The 20,606-nt window shown below is 70.2% G+C and carries 17 protein-coding genes; 11 read left to right on the forward strand and 6 right to left on the reverse strand.

What is annotated here, in order from left to right:
- Positions 1 to 5: 5 nt before the first annotated feature.
- The gene (locus tag OVA26_RS08160) at positions 6 to 761 is read right to left on the reverse strand and encodes a glutamine amidotransferase (RefSeq protein WP_268103756.1); all 756 of its coding nucleotides are present in this window, start codon (positions 759 to 761) and stop codon (positions 6 to 8) included.
- A 68-nt stretch (positions 762 to 829) separates the two neighbouring features.
- Here OVA26_RS08160 and OVA26_RS08165 point away from each other — a divergent pair, with 68 nt between their 5' ends.
- Both OVA26_RS08165 and OVA26_RS08170 read left to right on the forward strand, forming a co-directional pair.
- Positions 830 to 1,057 carry a hypothetical protein gene (locus tag OVA26_RS08165; RefSeq protein ID WP_056228525.1) on the forward strand — a complete coding sequence of 76 codons (228 nt, stop codon included), beginning with the start codon at positions 830 to 832 and terminating at the stop codon, positions 1,055 to 1,057.
- Positions 1,054 to 1,698, forward strand: a complete 645-nt coding sequence (locus OVA26_RS08170; protein ID WP_268103757.1) for a CYTH domain-containing protein — start codon at positions 1,054 to 1,056, stop codon at positions 1,696 to 1,698. Before OVA26_RS08165 ends, OVA26_RS08170 begins: the two co-directional genes overlap by 4 nt.
- A gap of 59 nt (positions 1,699 to 1,757) precedes the next feature.
- On the opposite strand, the gene lpdA is transcribed toward OVA26_RS08170, so the two are convergent.
- Both lpdA and OVA26_RS08180 read right to left on the reverse strand, forming a co-directional pair.
- On the reverse strand, positions 1,758 to 3,155 hold the full coding sequence (lpdA, locus tag OVA26_RS08175; protein ID WP_268103758.1) for a dihydrolipoyl dehydrogenase: 1,398 nt from the start codon (positions 3,153 to 3,155) through the stop codon (positions 1,758 to 1,760).
- Between the two features lie 9 nt (positions 3,156 to 3,164).
- A complete protein-coding gene (locus OVA26_RS08180) occupies positions 3,165 to 4,025 on the reverse strand; it encodes a copper resistance CopC family protein (RefSeq protein ID WP_268104905.1) in 861 nt (286 codons plus the stop codon).
- A 75-nt stretch (positions 4,026 to 4,100) separates the two neighbouring features.
- On the opposite strand from OVA26_RS08180, the gene OVA26_RS08185 reads away from it, so the two are divergent.
- The 3 genes from OVA26_RS08185 (at position 4,101) to OVA26_RS08195 (ending at position 5,916) form a co-directional block, all read left to right on the forward strand.
- Positions 4,101 to 4,589, forward strand: coding sequence for an FHA domain-containing protein (locus tag OVA26_RS08185; protein WP_056227667.1), 489 nt, complete (start codon positions 4,101 to 4,103; stop codon positions 4,587 to 4,589).
- Positions 4,589 to 5,275 carry a transcriptional regulator FtsR gene (gene ftsR, locus OVA26_RS08190; protein WP_056227671.1) on the forward strand — a complete coding sequence of 229 codons (687 nt, stop codon included), beginning with the start codon at positions 4,589 to 4,591 and terminating at the stop codon, positions 5,273 to 5,275. The genes OVA26_RS08185 and ftsR overlap by 1 nt, the downstream gene beginning before the upstream one ends.
- 95 nt (positions 5,276 to 5,370) lie before the next feature.
- Complete coding sequence (locus tag OVA26_RS08195) at positions 5,371 to 5,916, forward strand: MerR family transcriptional regulator (protein WP_056227674.1); 546 nt, start codon at positions 5,371 to 5,373, stop codon at positions 5,914 to 5,916.
- 201 nt (positions 5,917 to 6,117) lie between these two features.
- On the opposite strand, the gene OVA26_RS08200 is transcribed toward OVA26_RS08195, so the two are convergent.
- Complete coding sequence (locus OVA26_RS08200; RefSeq protein ID WP_056227677.1) at positions 6,118 to 6,930, reverse strand: ParA family protein; 813 nt, start codon at positions 6,928 to 6,930, stop codon at positions 6,118 to 6,120.
- Positions 6,931 to 6,998: 68 nt separating this feature from the next.
- Between OVA26_RS08200 and OVA26_RS08205 the strand changes: the two genes are divergently transcribed.
- Genes OVA26_RS08205 through def form a run of 3 tightly spaced genes read left to right on the forward strand, consistent with a single transcriptional unit; the run spans position 6,999 to position 13,370 of the window.
- Positions 6,999 to 10,406: a pyruvate carboxylase gene (locus OVA26_RS08205; RefSeq protein ID WP_268103760.1), complete on the forward strand. Its 3,408-nt coding sequence runs from the start codon at positions 6,999 to 7,001 to the stop codon at positions 10,404 to 10,406.
- A 46-nt stretch (positions 10,407 to 10,452) separates the two neighbouring features.
- Positions 10,453 to 12,882, forward strand: a complete 2,430-nt coding sequence (locus OVA26_RS08210) for a nucleotide-binding protein (protein ID WP_268103761.1) — start codon at positions 10,453 to 10,455, stop codon at positions 12,880 to 12,882.
- A complete protein-coding gene (gene def, locus OVA26_RS08215; protein WP_268103762.1) occupies positions 12,879 to 13,370 on the forward strand; it encodes a peptide deformylase in 492 nt (163 codons plus the stop codon). Before OVA26_RS08210 ends, def begins: the two co-directional genes overlap by 4 nt.
- Before the next feature lie 191 nt (positions 13,371 to 13,561).
- Here the strand turns inward: def and OVA26_RS08220 are convergent, their stop codons facing one another.
- Positions 13,562 to 15,388 (reverse strand): AMP-dependent synthetase/ligase, encoded by a 1,827-nt coding sequence (locus OVA26_RS08220; protein WP_268103763.1) that lies wholly within the window; start codon positions 15,386 to 15,388, stop codon positions 13,562 to 13,564.
- 157 nt (positions 15,389 to 15,545) lie between these two features.
- On the opposite strand from OVA26_RS08220, the gene OVA26_RS08225 reads away from it, so the two are divergent.
- The 3 genes from OVA26_RS08225 to OVA26_RS08235 are packed head-to-tail and all read left to right on the forward strand — an operon-like array spanning position 15,546 to position 18,544.
- Positions 15,546 to 16,481: an ROK family glucokinase gene (locus OVA26_RS08225; RefSeq protein WP_074694318.1), complete on the forward strand. Its 936-nt coding sequence runs from the start codon at positions 15,546 to 15,548 to the stop codon at positions 16,479 to 16,481.
- 2 nt (positions 16,482 to 16,483) lie between these two features.
- Positions 16,484 to 17,197: a lysophospholipid acyltransferase family protein gene (locus OVA26_RS08230; RefSeq protein WP_056227692.1), complete on the forward strand. Its 714-nt coding sequence runs from the start codon at positions 16,484 to 16,486 to the stop codon at positions 17,195 to 17,197.
- A 9-nt stretch (positions 17,198 to 17,206) separates the two neighbouring features.
- Complete coding sequence (locus OVA26_RS08235; RefSeq protein ID WP_056227695.1) at positions 17,207 to 18,544, forward strand: class II 3-deoxy-7-phosphoheptulonate synthase; 1,338 nt, start codon at positions 17,207 to 17,209, stop codon at positions 18,542 to 18,544.
- Between the two features lie 106 nt (positions 18,545 to 18,650).
- On the opposite strand, the gene pknB is transcribed toward OVA26_RS08235, so the two are convergent.
- Positions 18,651 to 20,603 carry a Stk1 family PASTA domain-containing Ser/Thr kinase gene (gene pknB / locus OVA26_RS08240; protein WP_268103764.1) on the reverse strand — a complete coding sequence of 651 codons (1,953 nt, stop codon included), beginning with the start codon at positions 20,601 to 20,603 and terminating at the stop codon, positions 18,651 to 18,653.
- Positions 20,604 to 20,606 lie beyond the last annotated feature (3 nt).

Consider the following 20,606-nt stretch of genomic DNA (forward strand, 5'->3'; position numbering starts at 1 on the left):
ACGGCTCAGCGCGCGTAGCGTTCGACGAAGGTGCGCAGCAGGCGCGACGGGGCGGTCACGGGCGCGCGGCGCACGGCGTCCAGAGTGAGGTCGAGCTCGTCGGCGGCGAAGTATCCGTACGACGCGTAGGCGTGGATGCGCGTGACGATCCCGTCCAGATCGAGCTCGGGGTGGAACTGGGTAGCGTAGACGTTCCGCTTCAGCCGGAACATCTGCACCGGGCACGTCGGTGACGACGCGAGCAGGGTCGCGGCGGGCGGAAGCGCGCTGATCGCCTCTTTGTGTCCCACGAACGCGGCGAAGGTCGCGGGCAGCGCCTCGGCGAGGGGGTCGTCGCGTCCGGCGGCGGTGAGAGACACGTCGACCACGCTGATGGGCTCGGCGAAGGTGCCGTCGATGGGCGCACCGAGGTGCGTGCCCAGGGTTCCGACGCCGTAACAGGCTCCGAGGAACGGATGATCGCGTGCCACGACCTCGTCGACGAGCGCCGCCATCTCGTCCTCGACACGTCGTTGCACGGGAGACTTGCGCTCGACCGGGTCGGAGGCGTTGAAGGGGCTCCCGCCCACCAGGATCCCCGAGACCTCGTCGAGGTCGATCTCGGGCATCGGCTCGCGCTCGAGTCGGACGCGGCGCAGTCGCTCGGGGGGTAGCCCCGTGAATCGCAGGAAGAGCGCGTATTCCTCGTCGGCCGGGAGGTCTTCGGCGCGCGTGGCCAGCAGCACGAAGGGGCGGTCACCGGGGAGGTCGGTCGAGGTCACTCCAGCGATTGTAGGTGAGCCGTGTCAAGGCACCGGGCGGTGCCGGCGCCGCGGTCTACGCTGACGTCATGGCTATTGCACGACTGACCGGAGGCCCGCTCGACGGGCAGGTTCTCCCCCTCGAGAACGAGTCCGACGACACGCTGATCATGCCCTACAGCGAGGGCCAGCTCGTCTACCGCCGTGACGGCGGCCTCGAGAACACGGGCGATTCCGACGGCCCCACCCAGGCCGTCTTCGTCTTCTCCGAAGAGACCGAAGACATCAACCCCGACGCCGACGGACGCGACGATTGAGCGGAGACCCGAAGGGGTCGTCGAACGTCGAGGTCGAGTCGAAGTACGACGTCGGCGATGAGACGCCTCTGCCCGACTGGTCGGCCCTGCCCGGGGTGACGCGGGTCGGGGACCCCGAACCCCGCGACCTCGACGCGCGCTACCTCGACACCGCTGCGGCCGACCTGGCTCGGGCGGGTGTCGCGGTGCGCCGCCGCACGGGCGGCCCCGACGAGGGGTGGCACGTGAAGGGGCCCCTCGAGGCCGGAGGCCGACGCGAGACCCAGTGGCCGCTCGAGGCCGACGGCGATTCCGACACCGAACCGGTGGTCCCTCCGGCGGTTCAGGATGCCGTCGCCTCGATCGCCGCGCCCCCGTTCACCCCTCTCTCTCGGCTGCGCAACCACCGCACGGCCTACGCGCTGCTCGATGCCGACGGGAACGAGGTCGCCGAGTTCGTCGACGACCGCGTCCGGGCGCGCGACGAACGACGCGGCGTCGAGTCGGCGTGGCGGGAGTGGGAGGTCGAGCTCGGCCCCGCCGGTCCGTCCGACGACGCCGGGCGCGCGGAGTTCTTCGCCGCGGTCGACGCGGCCGTGTTCGCCGCGGGAGGCCGCCGCGCGGCATCCGGTTCCAAGCTCGCTCGCGCTCTGGGGCACTGAGCCCCCACGAACGAGAAGGCCCGCCCGGGGAACCGGGCGGGCCTTCGTCGATCAGTCGATCAGAGGTTGATCATGTGCCCCGTGAGGCCGTGGAAGGCCTCCTGCAGGCCCTCCGACAGCGTCGGGTGGGTGTGCACGTTGCGCGCGGCCTCGAGAGCGGTGAGGTCCCACTTCTGCGCGAGGGTCAGCTCGGGCAGCAGCTCCGACACGTCGGGGCCGATGAGATGGCCACCGATGAGCTCGAGCGTCTCGGCGTCGGCGACGAGCTTGACGAAGCCGACGGGCTCGCCGAGGCCGTTCGCCTTGCCGTTGGCCGAGAAGGGGAACTTCGCGACCTTGATGTCGTGACCGGCGTCGCGCGCCTGCTGCTCGGTGAGGCCGAACGAGGCGACCTGCGGGTTGCAGAAGGTGGCGCGGGGCATGTTGCGGTAGTCGCCGAGGGTCTGCGTCTCGGCTCCGGCGATGGTCTCGGCGGCCACGACGCCCTGCGCCTCGGCCACGTGGGCCAGCTGCAGCTTCGCGGTGACGTCGCCGATCGAGTAGATGTGCGGCACGTTGGTGCGCATGTGGTCGTCGATCTCGATGGCGCCGCGCTCGGTGAGCTTCACGCCGGTGTTCTCGAGACCGAAGCCGTCGACCTTGGGGGCGAAGCCGATCGACATGAGCACGCGGTCGGCGTCGATCGAGCTCTGCGAGCCGTCCTTCGCCGTGTACGCGACGGTGACCTTGTCGCCGTGGTCGGTGACCGACTCGACCTTGGTCGAGGTGAGGATGTCGACGCCATAGCCCTTGTACTGCTTCTGGATCTCTTTCGAGACCTCGGCGTCCTCGTTGGGCAGCGCACGGTCGAGGAACTCGATGATCGTGACCTTCACGCCGTAGTTCGTCATGACGTAGGCGAACTCCATGCCGATGGCGCCGGCGCCGACGATGACGATCGACTCGGGGAGCTCGCGGGTGAGGATCTGCTCCTCATAGGTGACGACGTTCTCGGACAGGGTGACGCCGGGGAGCAAGCGCACGGTCGAGCCCGTGGCGATGATGACGTTGTCGAAGGTGACCTGCTCCTTGGAGCCGTCGGTCAGCGTCACGTTCAGCGTGTGGTCGTCGGCGAAAGAGCCGCGGCCCTCGTACTCGGTGACCTTGTTCTTCTTCATCAGGTAGTGGATGCCCTTGACGTGGCCGGCGGCGACGCTGCGCGAGCGGTCAAACGCCTTGCCGAAGTCGAAGGTGACATCCCCCGAGATGCCGAACAGGTCGGCCTTCGCGTGGAACGTGTGCGCGAGGTCGGCGTTGCGCAGGAGGGCCTTGGAGGGGATGCAGCCCACGTTGAGGCACACACCGCCCCAGTACTTCTCTTCGACGATCGCGACCGACAGTCCGAGCTGTGCGCCGCGGACGGCGGCGACGTACCCGCCGGGACCCGCACCAAGAATGACCAGATCGTAATGAGGCATGGTTCCAGCCTATCGCCCGGCGGTGCCGCCACCGGCGGTCTTGCGACCGCTGCGCGAGGCGAAGACGTAGACCAGGACCCCGGCCACGATCACGAGGAGGACGGCGAGCAGGATCCAGGGCAGGGGAGAGGGCGCCGAGGTGTTCTCGGTCGGCAGGGGAGTGGCGTTCGGGGTCTGCGCCGGGGTCGCGCTCTCGGCGGGCGCGGGACCGGCCGACGCCGTGGGGGTCGCGGTCGCGGAGGGGGTGTCGGCTGCGGCGGGCACCGAGAAGGCGAAGTCGCCGTCGATGGGGTGGCCGTCGCTCGACACGACGCGCCACTTCACGGTGACGGTTCCGGATGCCGATCCCCGCAGCGCCTGCGCCACCTCGGCGCCCGAGACGGTCGGGGCGCCCTCCGCCAGCGAGGCGCCCGACGAATCGGTGACCTCGATCACGGTCGCGCCGGCGTCGGTGAGGATGTCGGCGCTGTACGAGAACGTGATCTGCGCCGGGAGGGCCTCGAGCGTCGCCCCGGCCGCGGGATCGGTCGAGACGAGCTCGTCGTGGGCGGCGGCGGGGAGGCCGGCACGAAGAGGGCGGCGGCGGCCAGCAGGCCGGCGGCGAGGACGGCGGGAAGAAGGCGTCGGCGGGGCGTCACGGAGGAAGTCACCCTTCGACCCTAACGACGGCCCGAGCGGTCGGACTGGGAGCGTGCACAGGGGTCGAGCGCGCCTCGACGAGGGTGAGGAACGCGACGGCGCGCCGACAGAGGGCGAAGCGGACTCGACAGGGCCCCGTTCGGGTCGATAGGTTCGAGTGTCTCGTCGGCCGCCTCCGCATCCCCCAAACCGCGGCGTCCCGGTTTCGGCGAATACAGACACATCACGCATCACCGTGACCTGCTCGAAGTCGGTCGACCCCGCCGTTGGCGACCGATCGGTTATGGTGAATATGAAGGAGAAGCCGTGGACGAGACCAGCCGATTCGAGCGAGACGAGATCCGGCGCGCGGCCGACGCCGCCGCAGCCGGGGCGTCGCACGACACGACCCAGACCCACGACGCCGACCTGTCGTTCGTCCCCTTCGGAGCCGACCTCAACGAGGCGGAGCTCGAGGCGATCGACGCCCTCCCCTCGGGAGCGGCTCTGCTGATCGTCCGCTCCGGACCGACGACCGGGGCCCGCTACCTCCTCGACACCGACGTGACCACCGTCGGCCGTCACCCCGAGGCCGACCTCTTCTTCGACGACGTCACCGTCTCGCGTCGTCACGCCGAGATCCTCCGCTCGGGCAGCTCGTTCGAGATCGTCGACCAGCGCTCGCTCAACGGCAGCTACGTCAACGGCGAGCGGGTCGACCGCTCGGCCCTCGTCAACGGCTCCGAGGTGCGCATCGGCAAGTTCCGTCTCAACTTCTTCGGTTCGCCGGCCGACCTGCCCGCGGCTGAGCACTGATGGCGGCAGCCCCCTCCCGTAGTCGACAGACGGCTGCGGGGCTGCTCAGCATCGGGCAGGTGCTCGCGCGCCTGACCCCCGATTTCCCGGCACTCACCTCGAGCAAGCTGCGCTTCCTCGAGGTGCAGGGGATCGTCTCGCCGACGCGCACCGACTCCGGCTACCGCAAGTTCTCGCCGGCCGACCTCGAGCGACTGCGTCTCGCGCTCACGCTGCAGCGCGACCACTACCTTCCGCTCGTCGTCATCCGCGACTACCTCGCCGACCTCGACGCGGGCCGCAACCCGGCTCCGCCGACCGCGATCCCGTCGATGACGAGCGCGCCGCGCCGCTACCGACGCGAAGAGCTCTTGACGGCCGCGGGCGCGCGCCCCCAGTTGTTGAACGACGCGGTCAGCACCGGGGTGATCAGCGCCGCCGACAGTTATTCCGAGCAGACGGTCACTCTGCTCCGCGCCCTCGTCGCGCTGGACCGGCACGGCATCGAGCCGCGCCACATCCGCTCGCTGCGGCAGAGCGCCGAGCGCGAGGTCTCGCTCGTGGAGTCGGCGCTGTCGGCCCTGCTGCGGCGCCCCGATGCGCCCTCGCGGGCCCGGGCGAGCGAGCTCGCTCCCGAGCTCGCGGCCCGCCTCGACGAGGTGCGGGCGATGTTCGTGCGCGATGCGCTCGAGCGAATCCTGTCCTGATCGCGACACGCCGCGACCCTCGGAGCGGATGTCATTGCCGGGGGACCTCCGCTCATCTAGCGTGGAGGAAACGAACCGATGAGGAGGACGCGAGCATGAACGCTGGCGACGCGCTCGGTGAACCTCGGTTCGCCGCTGATCTCCTCTTCACCGACGGTCTGCCCGAGATGGACGACGACACCGGTTATCGCGGGGCTGTCGCGGCACGCGCTGCCGGCATCACGTACCGCCAGCTCGACTACTGGGCTCGTACCGAGCTCGTCGTCCCGACGGTCCGCGGGGCGAGCGGTTCGGGCTCGCAGCGTCTCTACGGCTTCCGCGACATCCTCGTCCTGAAGCTCGTGAAGCGTCTTCTCGACACCGGTATCTCGCTGCAGCAGATCCGCACGGCCGTCGATCAGCTCCGCGCCGCGGGCATCCGCGACCTCGCGGGCACCACCCTCATGAGCGACGGGGCCTCCGTGTACCTGTGCACCTCGAACGACGAGGTCATCGACCTCGTCAGCCGTGGCCAGGGCGTCTTCGGTATCGCGGTGGGCAAAGTCCTCCGCGAGGTCGAGTCCACGCTCGTCGACTTCGAGAAGGCCACCCCCGACGCCGTCGACGAGCTCGCCGCGCGCCGCGCCGCCCGCACCGCCTGAGCGCGCCTCACCTTCTTCGGATCCCGGATGCCACGGCATCCGGGATTCTGCTTTCCCCTCGCGCGAGTCGCCAAGGTCTGTCGCTTCGCGCCCTCTCGAAGCGACACATCTCGGCGTTTTGCGCGAAGGAGCGCGCGGCGGTGGAACGAGAGACGCCGCCCGGCTGCGTCGCAGCGGGACGGCGTCCGACAGAACCGTGGGTCAGGCCTGCGGGGCCTCGGACTCGACGGGGATCCGGCCGGTGCGCACGATCCGGTCGAGCAGCGCGTCGAAGTCGGCCGCGAGTTCCTGAGCGGAGTCGCCGGGCCACACGTGCAGCGGCTTGGCGGCACCCTGCGCCTGCTGGAGCGAGGTGCGCTCGGGCAGCTGCGGGTTGAGCACGAGCGGACCGAACATGTCGCGCAGCTCTTTGATGCGGAACTGGTGCTCGATCGACTGCGGGCGCACGCGGTTGACCACGACGCCGAGGGGCTGCAGTCGCGGCGAGAGACCGCGGCGGATCTCTTCGATCGCGCGCAGGGCGCGGTCGGCCGCGGCGACCGAGAACAGGCCGGGCTCGGTGACGACCACGACGCGGTCGCTCGCGGCCCACGCGGTGCGCGTGAGGGCGTTGAGCGAGGGGGCGCAGTCGATGAGCACGAGGTCGTAGTCGGCCTCGATCGTCGCCAGCGCCTCTTCGAGCTTCCAGACGTCGCGGACGCTCGGGTGCGGTCCGTCGAAGTTGATGGCGGACGGGCTGCCGATGAGCACGTCGATGGTGCCGGGGTGGACCTTGGCCCACCCGCTCGAGGTGATCGCTTGTCGGACGACCTTCTCTTTGGGGTTGGCCAGGACATCGGCGATGTTGAGCCGACCGGCGACCTGGATGTCCATCCCGGTCGACACGTCGGACTGAGGGTCGAGGTCGACGACGAGAGTGCGAACGCCACGTGCGAAGGCTGCGGAAGCCAGCCCGAGTGTCACGGTCGTCTTGCCGACCCCGCCTTTGAGAGAGCTGACGGAGAGTACGTGCACGAGAGTCCACGTTACCGTCCCCTAGGCTGTGAGCACATTCAGCTCCGCCAGCTTGACGTGAGGTGCGCATGTTCTCGAAAATCCTGGTCGCCAATCGCGGCGAGATCGCGATCCGCGCGTTCCGCGCCGCTTACGAGGTCGGAGCCCGCACCGTCGCGGTGTATCCGTACGAAGATCGCGCCTCCCTCCACCGTCTGAAGGCCGATGAGGCGTACCAGATCGGCGAGCGCGGCCACCCCGTGCGCGCCTACCTCGACGTCGACGAGATCATCCGCGTCGCCCGTGAGTGCGGGGCGGATGCCATCTACCCGGGCTACGGCTTCCTCTCCGAGAACCCGGAGCTCGCCGAGAAGGCCGCCGCCCACGGGATCACCTTCATCGGGCCTCCCGCTGACGTGCTCGCCATGGCGGGCAACAAGGTGACGGCGAAGGACCACGCGATCGCGGCCGGCGTGCCGGTGCTGCGCTCGACGCCCGCGTCCGGCGACATCGACGAGCTGCTGGAGCAGGCCGACGAGATCGGCTTCCCGATCTTCGCGAAGGCCGTCGCCGGCGGTGGAGGGCGCGGGATGCGACGCGTGGAGTCGAAGGGCGAGCTCGCCCCCGCCCTGGCCGAGGCCATGCGCGAGGCGCAGAGCGCTTTCGGGGACCCCCGCATGTTCCTCGAGCAGGCGGTGCAGCGCCCCCGTCACGTCGAGGTGCAGATCCTCGCGGATGCCGCGGGCGAGACGGTGCACCTGTTCGAGCGCGATTGCTCGGTGCAGCGCCGCCACCAGAAGGTCATCGAGATCGCGCCGGCGCCGAACCTCGACGATGCCGTGCGGCAGGACCTGCACCGCTACGCCGTCGCGTTCGCCCGCTCGATCGGCTACCAGAACGCCGGAACCGTCGAGTTCCTGCTCGAGACCGCGGGGCCACGAGCGGGCGAGGTCGTCTTCATCGAGATGAACCCGCGCATCCAGGTCGAGCACACCGTGACCGAGGAGGTCACCGACGTCGACCTCGTGCAGTCGCAGATGCGCATCGCGGCGGGCGCGACCCTCGCCGAGCTGCACCTGCAGCAGGACGACATCCACCTGCGGGGCGCGGCGTTGCAGTGCCGCATCACGACCGAGGACCCCACGCAGGGCTTCCGCCCCGACACCGGCAAGATCACGACGTACCGCTCGCCCGGTGGCGCCGGCATCCGCCTCGACGGCGGCACGACCGCCGCGGGATCGCAGGTGAGCCCGCACTTCGACTCGATGCTGTCGAAGCTGTCGTGCCGTGGCCGTGACTTCGAAGCCGCCGTGTCCCGCGCCCGCCGAGCCCTCGCCGAGTTCCGTATCCGCGGGGTCTCGACGAACATCCCGTTCCTGCAGGCCGTGCTCGACGACCCCGCCTTCGTCGCGGGCGACCTCAGCACCTCGTTCATCGACGAGCGCCCCGAGCTGCTGAAGGGCCGCGAGTCCAAGGACCGCGGCACGAAGATCCTCTCGTGGCTCGTGGACACCACGGTCAACCGCCCGAACGGCGAGAACCCGCTGTCGATCGACCCGTCGGCCAAGCTCCCGACCCTCGACCTGGCGGCCCCGGCCCCCGCGGGCTCGCGCCAGCGTCTGCAGCAGCTCGGTCCCGCCGGCTTCGCGAAGGCCCTGCGCGAGCAGACCGCCCTCGCCGTCACCGAGACCACGTTCCGCGACGCGCACCAGTCGCTGCTCGCCACACGCGTGCGCACCCGCGACCTCGCGCGCGTGGCCCCCTACGTGTCCCGGCTGACGCCCGGGTTGCTGTCGGTCGAAGCCTGGGGCGGGGCGACCTACGACGTCGCGCTGCGCTTCCTCGGCGAGGACCCGTGGGAGCGTCTGGACGCCCTCCGTGAGGCGCTGCCGAACGTCGCGATCCAGATGCTGCTGCGCGGCCGCAACACCGTCGGCTACACCCCGTACCCCACGGAGGTCACCGATGCCTTCGTGACCGAGGCGGCGGCATCCGGTGTCGACATTTTCCGCATCTTCGACGCCCTCAACGACGTCTCGCAGATGCGGCCGGCGATCGACGCGGTCCTGGGGACCGGCACCGCAGTGGCCGAAGTCGCCCTCTGCTACACGGGGGACCTGCTGGATCCCGCCGAAGACCTGTACACGCTCGACTACTACCTGGGTCTGGCCGAGCAGATCGTCGACGCGGGAGCCCACGTCCTCGCGATCAAGGACATGGCGGGCCTGCTGCGCCCGGCCGCCGCGGCGAAGCTCGTGACGGCGCTGCGCGAGCGGTTCGACCTGCCGGTGCACGTCCACACTCACGACACCGCGGGCGGGCAGCTCGCGACGCTGCTGGCCGCCTCGGCAGCGGGGGCGGATGCCGTGGACGCGGCCTCGGCGCCCATGGCGGGAACCACGAGCCAGCCGTCGCTGTCGGCGCTGGTCGCAGCGCTCGCGCACACCGAACGCGACACGGGCCTCGACCTCGGGGCCGTCAGCGACCTGGAGCCCTACTGGGAGGCCGTGCGTCACCTGTACCGGCCGTTCGAGTCGGGTCTCGCCGGACCCACCGGGCGCGTCTACCGTCACGAGATCCCCGGCGGACAGCTGTCGAACCTGCGCCAGCAGGCGATCGCCCTGGGCCTGGCCGACGACTTCGAGCTCATCGAGGACATGTACGCCGCCGCCGACCGCATCCTCGGCCGGGTCCCCAAGGTCACGCCCTCATCGAAGGTGGTGGGCGACCTCGCCCTGCACCTCGCCGCGGTGAAGGCCGATCCGGCCGACTTCGAGCAGAACCCCGAGAAGTACGACGTGCCCGACTCGGTGGTGTCGTTCATGGCGGGGGAGCTGGGGGACCTTCCGGGCGGTTGGCCGGAGCCCTTCCGCTCCAAGGTCCTCGCCGGCCGGGATGCCAAGACGGGCACGACCCCGCTCACCGACGACGACACGGCGGCACTGGCGGGGGAGTCCGCCGAGCGGCGCTCCCGCTTGAACCGTCTGCTGTTCCCGGGGCCGACGCGCACTTTCGAACAGACCCGCGAGACGTACGGCGACCTGAGCGTGCTCTCCACGGCCGACTACCTCTACGGGCTGCAGTCCGGCGGCGAACACACCGTCGAGATCGAGCGCGGCGTGCAGCTGTTCGTCGGCCTCGAGGCGGTCGGCGAGGCCGACGACAAGGGCATGCGCACGGTCATGACGACCTTGAACGGACAGTTGCGCCCGGTGTTCGTCCGCGACCGCTCCATCGACGTCGAGGCGCGTCAGGCCGAGAAGGCCGACACCTCGAAGCCAGGCCAGATGGCGGCGCCGTTCTCGGGCGTCGTGACGATGAAGGCGTCGCCGGGCGACCGCGTCTCCGCCGGTCAGGCGGTCGCCTCGATCGAGGCGATGAAGATGGAGGCGGCGATCACCGCACCCGTCGACGGAGTGGTCGAGCGTGTCGCGATCGGTACCACACAACAGGTCGAAGCAGGAGATCTTTTGCTGGTAATCCGCCAAGCGCAGTAACCTGGGAGGGGGCGCTTTCGCGCCCTCTTCCCGTTTGGAGACTGCAGTGACCCCCGACCGCACCGACGCGAACCCCGACGAGAACGCCGAGCACGGCGTGCTCGACGAGATCGGGAATCTCGACACGGCCAGCATCACGATCCTCGGTGGACACATCGCGCAGGTCAACGTCGACCTTCCCGTGGCCACCGACGACGACGACCTCGACGACGACGTGATCGAAGACGAGATCCCCCTCGACGAGGCCGACCTCGCCGCTCTCGATGCCCCGCGCGTCCCCTCCGCCGCGTCCGCCGACGACCGCCGCGACGAGATCGTCCACGACCCGCACGTCGAGCAGCTCGAGACCGGCGACATCATCCTCGAGCCGCACGACGCGGCCGACGAGACGGACTCGTCCGCGGACGACGAGGTGCACGACGCCGAGATCGTCGTCGAGCCGTCGCACGATCTCGACGAGCAGGGGAATCCGGATGCCGGGCACCCGACCGCCAGAGAAGGCTTCGGCGATGACGGCTTCGGCGACGACGACCCGGTCGACGGCGAGGGCTCGAAGGCGGGGGAGGAGGCCAAGGAGATCCCGGCCGACGGTGCCGCCTCCGCGGAGGGCGATCGTCCCGTCGAGCACGATGCCGAGGAGACCGACGGAGCCGATGCCGAGGTCGTCGACGACGTCGCCGACGATGACCTGCTCGCAGATGTCGACCCGGCTGGGACCGACCCGGTCGAGACCGATTCCGCGGCGGTTGCCGAGGCTGACGCCGATCACCGTGAAGCCGACGCGACGCAGGCCGCTCAGCGGGCCGACGATCTCGCCGACGCCGAGGTCGTCGACGATGTCGAGCTGTTCGAGGCCGATGCCGCCGAGCCCACCGACGCCGACCTCACCGATTCGTCACTCGATGACGATGAGCCGCTGGTGGATGACCATGCCGTCGATGCCGCGTCCGCACCGCTGACGCACGCGCCGTGGGTTCCCGCCGCCGGTGAAGAGTCCGAGCACGGCGACGAGGCGGCACAGGCAGCGGACGACGTCGAGGCGGACGACGCCTCGCCCGACGATGCCGTTTCCGCTTCCGCTGATCGAGAAGACACCGACATCGCGGGCTCCGACGACGCCGACGCCCCGGCGTCGAACACGGACGACGAACAGCGTGAAGAGGTCGAGGCCATGGCAGAGGCGCCCGAGTCCCCCCGACCGCCGGTCGACGCCCCCGGCGCACCGGAGTCCGCCGCGTCGCGGCCGACCGCAGCGACTGCCCCCGAGGCCGAGGTCGACGCCCCTGCGGCGGCGTCGCCCGTCAGCGCCGAAACCGCTTCGGTGCCGACCACGCGCGCCGAGCGCGCCGCGACGGGCGTCATCGGGACGATCCCGCTCACGCGCCGCAGCGCCCACCAGGCCGACGAAGCCGCCCGAGCCGCCGACGAAGCCGCGCGCGTCGACCGCGCGCACGCGCTCGAGCGCGTGCGCACCCCCGCCCCCGAGGTCACGCTCACCTCGAAGCGCATCGGCCAGATCGACGACGCGCGCGAGAGCTCCGACCTGCTCACGGCCGACCGTCTGCTCGACCCCCGCCAGATCGCCCGCCCCGAGCCCGAGGGCCTCTGGCAGCAGCTGGTCTACTCTGTCTCGCGCCACCGCATCAACCTCGGCGACGGTCGGCGCGCGCGACAGCGCAAGGACCTCGACCGGCGCATCTCCGCCCCCCTCTCGGGTGGGGCCCGCTTCGTGCCGGTGCTGTCCCGCAAGGGTGGGGTGGGAAAGACGACGGTCACCTCGTTGCTGGGCATGGCTCTGGCCGACGCCCGTGACGACCGCGTCATCGCCGTCGACGCCAACCCCGACCGCGGAACGCTCGCCGATCGCGTGGGTCGTCCCAACGGGCGCACCGTCCGCGACCTCGTCCGCTCCCACGACGAGATGTCCGGGTACAACGACGTCTCGTCGATCGTGGCCCGGGATGCCACTCGCCTCGACGTCCTGGCATCCGATTCCGACCCGCGGGTGTCCGAGGCCTTCAGCGACGACGACTACCGTCAGGTCGCCGACGTCGCGGCGCACTACTACTCCATCGTCCTCACCGACACGGGCACGGGCATCGTGCACTCGGTCATGGGGGCGACACTCGAGCTCGCCGACACCCTGGTCATCGTCGCGGGACTGTCGGTCGACGAGGCGCGCCTCGCGTCCGAGACGCTGACGTGGCTCGAGACGAACGGCTACTCCGCCCGTGTGCGCGACGCGGTCGTGGTGCTGAACAACTCGCGGCCGGGCACGCCTCTCGTGCGCGAGAGCGAGCTCGAGGCGCACTTCCGCTCGCGGGTGCGCACCGTGATCCGCATGCCCTACGACGCGCGTATCGCCGCGGGCAGCGCAATCACCTTCCGTGAGCTTCAGCCTTCGACCCGGCAGGCGGCTCGCGAACTCGCCGCCGCGGTCGTCGAAGGCCTGCGCACCCCGGCGGCCGCCGCATGACCGTCCGCCCGATCCGTTTGTTCGGAGACCCCGTCCTGCGCGCGACGAGCGCCCCCATCGAGCAGATCGACGACGGCATTCGTGCCCTCGTGCAGGATCTGATCGACACGGTCGAGCTGCCCGGTCGCGCCGGGGTCGCCGCTCCCCAGATCGGCGTGGGCCTGCGTGCCTTCAGCTACAACATCGACGGCGACATCGGTTACGTGCTGAACCCCGTGCTGGTCGAGACGCGCGGCGAGCCGGAGCCCGTGGGCGAGGGCTGCCTCTCGGTGCCCGGTCTCTGGCACGACGCGATTCGCTACCCGTGGGCGAAGGTCGTCGGCATCGACCTCGACGGTGAAGAGGTCGTGCTCGAGGGCGAGGGGCTGCTCGCCCAGGCGCTCCAGCACGAGACCGATCACCTCGACGGCATGCTGTACCTCTCGCGGCTGCCCGCCGAAACGCGTCGCGAGGCCATGCGCCAGGTCCGCGAGAGCGACTGGTTCTGACCTGATCCCTGCAGGAGGGCCCGGATGCCGGCATCCGGGCCTTTCGTCTGCCCGCGCTGGTCACGAGAACAGGCCGGGCCGACGAGGACAGGTCGATTCGAGGCGGATCGTCCTGTCTCCGTGACATCTCCTGTTCCCGACGCGAAACGGCCCGGCCCCGTGAGGGGACCGGGCCGTCATCGTCGCCCGCCTCAGGGAAGCGACACGTTGGTCGTGTTGACGGGCACCGCGTAGATGTCCTCGATCGCGTCGGCGAAGTCCGCCACGATCACGTTGCGCTTGATGCTCATCTTCGGGGTGAGGTGGCCGCTGGCCTCGGTCCACTCGGTCGGCAGGATCGTGAACTTGCGGATGGACTCCGCGCGAGAGACCCGCGTGTTCGCGCGGTCGATCGCGCCCTGCACCTCGGCCCGCACCTTCTCGTTCTCGGCCGCCTCGGCGAGCGGCATGTCGGCGGGCAGGCCGTTGTTGGCCAGCCAGGTCGGCAGCATCTCGGAGTCGAGGGTGACGAGGGCCGCGATGAACGGCTTGTGGTCACCCACCACGACGACCTGACCGACGATCGGGTTGGCGCGGATCGGGTCCTCGAGGGCCGCGGGGGCGACGTTCTTGCCGCCCGCGGTCACGATGATCTCCTTCTTGCGGCCGGTGATCGCGAGGAAGCCGTCGCCGTCGAAGGCGCCGATGTCGCCGGTCTTGAACCACTCGCCGTCGAACGCCTCGGCGGTGGCCTCGGGGTTCTGCCAGTACTCGCGGAACACGTTGATGCCGCGCACCTGGATCTCGCCGTCATCCGCGAGACGGATGCCGACACCCGGCAGAACCGGACCGACGGTGCCGATCTTCGACTTCGTGGCGAGGTTGACCGTGGCCGGGGCTGTGGTCTCGGTGAGGCCGTAGCCCTCGAGGATCACGACGCCGAGGCTGCGGAAGAAGTGACCCAGGCGGGGGCCGAGAGGGGCCGATCCCGACACCGCGTAGACGATGTTCCCGCCCATGGCATCCCGGAGCTTGGAGTACACCAACTTGTCGAAGAGGGCGAACTTGATCTTCAGCAGCAGGGGGATCGATTTGCCGTCCTGCAGGCGCTGCGAGTGCTCGATTGCGGCGTCGGCGGCGGCGCGGAAGATCTTGCCTTTACCGCCGGCCTCGGCCTTCTGCTCGGCCGAGTTGTAGACCTTCTCGAAGACGCGGGGGACCGCGAGGAGGAAGGTGGGGCGGAAGCTCCCGAGCGCGGGAAGGAGCTGCTTCGTGTCGGGCTGGTGGCCCGTCTTCACGCCCGCGTGGACGTTGAGCAGCGAGATGAAGCGGGCGAACACGTGCGCCGTGGTGATGAAGAGAAGGGTGGAGGCGCCCGGGGTCTCGACGACCTCGTGCAGCGACTTGGCGGAGTTGCGGGCCAGCTCGACGAAGTTGCTGTGGACGAGGACGCAACCCTTCGGGCGACCCGTCGAGCCCGAGGTGTAGATGAGCGTCGCGATGTCCGAGGCCTTGGCGAGGTGACGACGGCGCTCGATCTCTTCGTCGGTGATGTGCGTGCCGTTGGCGACGAGGGTGTCGAGGGCGCCGGAGTGCATCGCCCAGACCTCGCGGACGAGGGGGAGGTCGCTGCGGACCTCGTCGAGACGCTCGCCGTGCTCCGGCGATTCCACGACCACGGCGATCGCGCCGGAGTCCGAGAGGATCCACGAGATCTGCGAGGCCGAGCTCGTCTCGTACACCGGGACCATGACCGCGCCGACATAGAAGAGGGCGAAGTCCACCAGGGTCCAGTCGTAGGTGGTGCGGGCGATGAACCCGACCTTCTCGCCGGGCTGGATGCCGGCCGCGACGAAGCCCTTCGCGAGGGCGATGACCTGCTTCTCGAACGCGGCGGCGGTGATGTCGCGCCATCCGTCGCGGTCGGGCACCGCGAACAGCGGACGGTCGGGGGTGGCGCGGACGCGGTCGGCGAGCAGGTCCGACGCATTCGCGTCGGGGTCTGCGGGGACGAGGGCGGGTTGATCGAACTGGATCACGGCAACTCCTTTGGCACCGGAAGAACGTCGAGCGGGTCCGTCGAGTCTATAAGCATGGATGCCGGGCCCCCGGGGATCACCGCTCTCCGGCGCCGGTCGCGCGGCATGGCTAGACTTCTCCGGGCCGAGCCGCACGGTCGGCCCGGAAGGGAGCGCGGTGCGCAACGTCGGCATCGACATCGGGGGCACGAAGATCGCGGGGGGCGTCGTCGACGACGACGGCACCATCATCGAGAAGCTCCGCGTCGACACCCCCATCGACCCCGCAGCCCTGGTGGACGCCGTGGTCGACATGGCCGATCACCTGCGCCGTGCGCACGAGATCCACGCGATCGGGGTGGCCGCGGCCGGCTTCATCAGCCGCGACCGCAGCACCGTCATCTACGCCCCCAACATCGACTGGCGCGACGAGCCCCTGCGCGCCCGCCTCGAGCAGCGCTTGAACGCCCCGGTCACGATCGAGAACGACGCGAACGCCGCCGGGTGGGGCGAGTACCGCTTCGGTGCGGGCCAGGGCGTGCGCGACATGGTCATGCTGACGATGGGCACGGGCGTCGGCGGCGCGGTCGTCACCGACGGCGAGCTCTTCCGCGGGGGTCACGGGATCGGCGCCGAACTGGGACATATGCGCTTCGTGCGCGGCGGGCACCCGTGCGGGTGCGGACAGAACGGATGCCTCGAGCAGTACGCCTCGGGTCGTGCCCTGCAGCGCGAGGCGAACGCCATCGCCGACGAGGGCGGCATCGGTGCGGCCCTGGCCGCGGTGCGCGAGGAGCGCGGTGCGATCCCCGGACCGGCCGTGTCGCGCCTCGTGCTCGCGGGCGACCCGGGCGCCGTCGAGGCCCTGCGTCGCGTGGCCACGGCCCTCGGCGAGGCGTGCGGCGGCTTCCAGGCCGTGCTCGACCCCGAGGTCTTCGTGATCGGCGGGGGAGTGGCGCAGCTCGGCGCCGACCTGCTGGAGCCGGTGAAGCTCGCGTACGAGACCTCGCTCCCGGGGTACGGTGAACGTCCGGTCGCCGAATTCGCGATCGCACGTCTGGGCAACGACGCCGGTCTCATCGGGGTTGCTGACCTCGCCGGGAAGGAGCGCTGACGTTGTTCTACTGGCTCATGAAATACGTGGTCATCGGACCGGTCATCAAGGCCGTGTTCCGTCCGTGGATGGTGGGCCGTCGCAACATCCCCGTCGAGGGGGCGGCGATCCTGGCGAGCAACCACCTGTCGTTCTCGGACTCGATCTTCCTCCCGCTCATGATCGACCGCCGCATGGCGTTCCTCGCCAAGAGCGATTACTTCACCGGCAAGGGCCTCAAAGGCTGGGCCACCCGCATGTTCTTCACGGCGACGGGTCAGCTGCCCATCGACCGGTCGGGCGGCAAGGCCTCCGAGGCTTCGCTGAACACCGGCCTCGGTGTGCTCGGTCGCGGAGAACTGCTCGGCATCTACCCCGAGGGGACCCGCAGCCCCGACGGCACCCTCTACCGGGGCCGCACGGGTATCGCGCGCATGGCGCTCGAGGCGCGCGTTCCGGTCGTGCCGGTGGTCATGGTCGACACGGGCGCCGTCATGCCGATCGGCCAGCGTCTGCCCCGAGTGGGGCGCGTGGGCATCGTCATCGGCGAGCCCCTCGACTTCTCGCGGTTCGAGGGCATGGAGGGCGACCGCTACGTGCTCCGCTCGGTGACCGACGAGATCATGGTGGCACTCCAGCGTCTCGGTGAGCAGCGCTACGAAGACGTCTACGCCTCGACCGTGAAGGACCGCCTCGCCACGTCACAGGCGGCGAAGGCGCCGGTGTCCCGCCACTAGACTTCAGGGGTGAATCAGCAGCTCCACGACCTCGACCACTGGCGAACCCTGCCCATCAAGCAGCAGCCCCAGTGGTATGACGAGGCCGCTGTGGCGGCGGCATCCGCAGAATTGGCGACCCTTCCTCCGCTGGTGTTCGCCGGTGAGGTCGACATCCTCCGCGACCGCCTCGCGCGTGCCGCCGCCGGCCAGGCGTTCCTCCTGCAGGGCGGTGACTGCGCCGAGACGTTCGCCGGCGCGACCGCCGAGCAGATCCGCAACCGCATCAAGACGGTCCTGCAGATGGCCGTCGTCCTCACCTACGGCGCCTCGATGCCGGTGGTCAAGATGGGCCGCATGGCGGGCCAGTTCGCCAAGCCCCGCTCGAGCGACGTCGAGACGCGCGGCGACGTGACGCTCCCGGCGTACCGCGGCGACATCGTCAACGGCTACGACTTCACCGAGGAGTCGCGCAAGGCCGACCCCGCGCGTCTGCTCAAGGGCTACCACACGGCCGCGTCGACCCTGAACCTCATCCGCGCCTTCACGCAGGGGGGTTTCGCCGACCTGCGCGAGGTGCACAGCTGGAACAAGGGCTTCGCGAGCACGCCCGCGAACCAGGCGTACGAGTCGATGGCGACCGAGATCGACCGCGCCATCAAGTTCATGGAGGCCGCCGGCGCCGACTTCGACGAGCTGACGCGCGTCGAGTTCTACACGGGCCACGAGGGTCTGCTCATGGACTACGAGCGCCCCATGACGCGGATCGACTCGCGCACGGGACAGCCGTACAACACGTCCTCGCACTTCCAGTGGATCGGTGAGCGCACGCGCGAGCTCGACGGCGCGCACGTCGACTATTTCTCGAAGATCCGCAACCCCATCGGCGTGAAGCTCGGCCCCACCACGACGGCCGAGACGGCCCTCGCCCTCATCGACAAGCTCGACCCCGAGCGCGAGCCGGGTCGACTGACCTTCATCACGCGCATGGGTGCGGGCAAGATCCGCGACGCTCTGCCCCCGCTGCTCGAGGCCGTCCGTGACTCGGGTGCCACGCCGCTCTGGGTTACCGACCCGATGCACGGCAACGGCATCACCACGCCCACCGGCTACAAGACCCGTCGCTTCGACGACGTGGTCGACGAGGTGCGCGGCTTCTTCGAGGCGCACCGATCGGTGGGAACGCACCCCGGCGGTATCCACGTCGAACTCACCGGCGACGACGTCACCGAGTGCCTGGGCGGCTCCGAGATGATCGACGAGGCCACCCTCGCGACCCGCTACGAGAGCCTGTGCGACCCGCGTCTGAACCACCGTCAGAGCCTCGAGCTGGCGTTCCTCGTGGCCGAGGAGCTCGAGAACCGCTGACCCCTCTCGACAGATCGACGCCCCCGACCGCTGCGGTCGGGGGCGTCGTCGTTTCAGGATGCCGTCGGCGCGGTCGGGGAAGCCCTCTCTGCTCCGCGATCTCGCGCTACAGCGTCGGCGTCAGCGTGATGGTCGAGCCCTGCGGGGCCGTCGTGCCGGCCTTGGGGTTCGTGGCGCGCACCTTGTAGATGTCCCAGTACTTGAACCCGAGGGGTAGGGTGCCGTCGTCGATACCCGCGTTCACCTCGAAGCCGAGCGCTTCGAGGGTCTTCACGGCATCCCGAATCGACATCCCCACGACGTTGCCGGGGATCTCGACGGGCTTCGGGCCGATCGACACGCGCAGGGGCACGGTATCGCCGGGGCGCCAGTTGCCGCCCCCGTCGCGCTGGCCCATGGCGATCACGTTGCCGGATGCCACGGAGTTGCTGTACTCCTCGGTCACGGCGGTCTTGAGTCCGACCCCGTCGAGGGCGCGTTCGGCCTGCGAACGCGAGTCGCCGGTGACGTCGGGGATGGGTCCGAGCGAGACGACGAGCGACGCGGCGTCGCCCTCGTACACCGTGCAGCCCTGGGTGCAGTCGATGGCGTTGCCGCCGGAGCGGGGGATCACCGAGGCGCCCAGTACCGTGCCGTTGGTCGGGTCCGCGAATTGCCGCTCGGGGTCGCCCGCGACCCCGACGAAGACCTGCTCGAGGATCGCGCGCACCTCGTCGGCGCTCTTGCCCGCGAGAGCGGGGATCTGATGGGTGGCCGGCCCGATCGAGACGAAGACGGTCACCACCGTCTCTTTGTCAAGACGCTCGCCGGGCGCGGGGTCGGAGCCCACGGTCGTGCCGGAGGGGATCTCACGGTCGTTGACCTCTTGCGCCTGAGCCTGCAGCTGCTGCTGCGTGAGCAGTGCCTCGGCGTCGGCGAAGCTGCGGCCCGACACGTCGGGGACCGCGACGAGCGAACCCGGGCCGGAGCCGAAGTACCAGCCGGTGAACCCGGCTCCGCCGGCGAGCAGCAGCACGAGCACGAGGAGCCACGCGCCCCTGGTCGTCCGTCGCCGCGTGCGGGTGCGCAGTCGCGCCGCATTGTCGGGCTCATCGATGGTGGCGGAGGGGAGGGATGCCGTCTGCGGCAGCACCTTCGTCAGCTCGCGCGACTCGGCGGCCGTCGCGGGACTCGTGGTGCCCACGGCCACGGCGCGCGCGACCTGGGGGGCGAGACCGAGTTCTTTCTCGATCTCGCGGAGGCGCTCGAGCATCGCGGCCGCGTCGAGCGGGCGGTCGCCCGGCTCCCGTTCGGTCGACCAGAGCACGAGCTCGTCGAGCTGCTCGGGGACACCGGGGTTCTTCGCGCTCGGGCGGGGCACGGAGTCGGTGGCGTGCTGATAGGCGATCTGCATCGGCTGCTCGCCCTTGTAGGGCTGCTCGCCGACGAGCATCTCGTAGAGCATGATGCCGAGCGAATAGATGTCGCTGCGCGCGTCGGCGGTGCCGCGCGTGACCAGCTCGGGGGCGAGGTAGGCGATCGTGCCCATGAGCTGCGCCCCGCTCGCGGTATTCGCCGTCGTCGCACGGGCGAGGCCGAAGTCGCCGATCTTGATGCGGCCGTCCTCGGCGAGCAGGACGTTCTCGGGCTTCACGTCGCGGTGGACGATGCCGGCCCGGTGCGCGGCGGCGAGCCCCGAGAGGATGGCATCCATGATCGTGAGGGTCTGATCGACCGTGAGGCGCCGGTGCTCGCGCAGCAGCTCGCGCAGCGTGATGCCCGGGAGGTACTCCATGACCAGGTAGGCCATCTCGCCGTCCTGGCCCTGGTCGAACACGTTCACCACGTGCGGATCGCTCAGACGCGCAGCCGAACGGGCCTCTTGGATGAACCGACTCTGGAACACGGTGTCGTCGCTGAGGTGGCCGTGCATGACCTTCAGCGCCACCCGGCGTTCGAGGCGGAGGTCGGTCGCCACGTACACGGTCGCCATGCCGCCACGCGCGATGCGCGCGCGAACCCGGTATCGGCCGTCGACGAGACGGCCGATCAGCGGGTCTGCCTGCTGACTCGTGCTCACAGG

Source organism: Microbacterium sp. SL62 (genome assembly GCF_026672635.1).
Lineage (GTDB): Bacteria > Actinomycetota > Actinomycetes > Actinomycetales > Microbacteriaceae > Microbacterium > Microbacterium testaceum_A.

Bases quoted from the DNA above. Each gene is read 5' to 3' on its own strand.
- def (WP_268103762.1), top strand. From the start codon at position 12,879: ATGACCGTCCGCCCGATCCGTTTGTTCGGAGACCCCGTCCTGCGCGCG.
- OVA26_RS08180 (WP_268104905.1), bottom strand. From the start codon at position 4,025: ATGCGTGATGTGTCTGTATTCGCCGAAACCGGGACGCCGCGGTTTGGG.
- lpdA (WP_268103758.1), bottom strand. From the start codon at position 3,155: ATGCCTCATTACGATCTGGTCATTCTTGGTGCGGGTCCCGGCGGGTAC.
- OVA26_RS08195 (WP_056227674.1), top strand. From the start codon at position 5,371: ATGAACGCTGGCGACGCGCTCGGTGAACCTCGGTTCGCCGCTGATCTC.
- OVA26_RS08165 (WP_056228525.1), top strand. From the start codon at position 830: ATGGCTATTGCACGACTGACCGGAGGCCCGCTCGACGGGCAGGTTCTC.
- OVA26_RS08205 (WP_268103760.1), top strand. From the start codon at position 6,999: ATGTTCTCGAAAATCCTGGTCGCCAATCGCGGCGAGATCGCGATCCGC.
- ftsR (WP_056227671.1), top strand. From the start codon at position 4,589: ATGGCGGCAGCCCCCTCCCGTAGTCGACAGACGGCTGCGGGGCTGCTC.